The organism is Mycobacterium sp. (assembly GCF_049281135.1).
Taxonomy (GTDB): Bacteria; Actinomycetota; Actinomycetes; order Mycobacteriales; family Mycobacteriaceae; genus Mycobacterium.
This window is the reverse complement of record NZ_JBAPRN010000217.1, coordinates 1-1,729: the sequence shown is the minus strand read 5'-3', so window position 1 is coordinate 1,729 and position 1,729 is coordinate 1. Positions and strand designations below refer to the sequence as shown.

Here is a 1,729-nt window from a genome sequence, read left to right as displayed (position 1 = left end):
AATCTGATCAGCATCGCGCTGAGCGCCCACCTCAAGCCCGCCCTTTTCAGCCGCCGCGCACGCCTTCTCGACGCACTCGAAGGGGCCGGCTTTCCCCAACCGTTCGCACGTCGTGCCCTCGGCACGCTCGTCAGCTACACGATCGGTTTCGTCGTTTCCGGGAGCTGGGCGCACCGCGCGGTTCCTGACGATGTCAACGACGACCGGGCCGAGTTGCCCAACTTCGCGCACGCGGACAGCCATTTCGCATATTTCACCGATCTCAGCGACGATGCCTTCAGCTACGGCCTCGATCTGGTCATCCACGGGCTACAGGCGGATCGCGCGGCGCTCAGCCGGCTGGCGGATCGGCCGAGTTCGGCGGTCTAGGCCGCGATCACAAGCTTATGCGGGAGTCGGCTTACATCATGATAGATTTTAATCTAGGTAAGAAAAATTGCGTTCGGCCGTTCGCAGGAGGTTCCCATGCCGGAAGCAGCAGGCGTCCCCGCGACGTCTGCGCTGCACGCGGTGTCACCCCCCGACGCCTCGTGGAGTTCGATCAACCTGGCCGAGGCCGTCCCGGGGGTGATGACGCCACTGTGCGCCAGCGTCTGGGTGCCGGCCAGTGAACTGGGACTTCGGTCGCCGTTCGCCGCGATGGGTGTGCTGCCCGCCGACCAAGCGGTCATTCCCGACGATCCCCGCCGGCGCATCACCGGCGCCTTCTATGGCCGTATGGCCGTGCGCGTCGACTTCCTCTGCGAGATGGGCGATCTGATACCAGGCCAGTCCGGCGAGGCGCTGTCACGGGACTTCTTCGGCTTTGTCCCAGAGGACTTCGTCGGCCAACCGTCGATGCGCCGGCTGCCCTGGATCGTCGCACGTTACCCGCGTACGCTGCTGCAGATCGCGGGACGGATCGATCGGCTGCGTATGGACACCGACGCGTGGTGGCGCGCACAGATCAGCCGTATCGGGTCGCTGTCCGGCGAGCAGACCCGAGTGCTTTTGACCGAAGCGGTTGCGCGCTTCAACAAAACACTGGCCGCGCAAGCGGTGGTCAGCGCGTGCGCTATCCAGCCATTGCATGAGCAACTGACCAATCTGGCCGCGCGGGCCGGTGTGGATGCCACCGAGTTGTTACGCGGCCACGGATCCCACGAGGAGGCCCGCGTACTGGCCGACTTATGGGCCGTCTCGCGTGACAGGCTCGATATGGCGACCTTCCTGCGCCGCCACGGTTACCACTGCGCCGGCGAGGGCGAGGTGGCCAGCGTGACGTGGCGGGAAAACCCGGCCCCTGTGCACAAATTCGTCGCGCAGTACCGCACGATGGACGATGCGGCGGCACCAAACGACGATCCGGCCGCCCAGCGTCGAGCGGGCAAGCCGGCCGAAGCCCGCTTCTACGCGGCGTTCGGAAAGATGGAGCGGCTCAAGGCGCGCGTGGTGCTGCGACTGGCTCGCCGCTTTGTGCCGCTGCGTGGTGTTGGGAAAGTGTCCTACCTGCAAAGTCTGGACGTCGTCCGCGCATGCGCGCGTCATCTCGGCGGGCAGCTGGTCGCCGAGGGCCGCTTCGACGACCCAGATGACGCCTTTTACCTCACCGCGGACGAGCTCGGCCGCGATCTGCCGAGCGATCTGAAAATGCTTGTCGCTCAGCGCCGGGCGTTGCGCCACGAGTATCAGAGCCTTGATGCCCCGTTGTCGTGGACGGGTCAGCCGCAACCGGTTGCCGGCACCGCCG

General features: G+C 66.0%; 2 protein-coding genes. Both read left to right on the top strand.

The genetic code is table 11. The features are described from left to right. On the top strand, nucleotides 1–369 hold a 369-nt coding region (locus tag WAN02_RS09065), incomplete at its 5' end, for a TetR/AcrR family transcriptional regulator C-terminal domain-containing protein (RefSeq protein ID WP_422263822.1). A 96-nt stretch (nucleotides 370–465) separates the two neighbouring features. Next, nucleotides 466–1,729 (top strand): phosphoenolpyruvate-utilizing protein (locus WAN02_RS09060; RefSeq protein WP_422263821.1); only part of this gene is annotated, 1,264 nt, incomplete at its 3' end.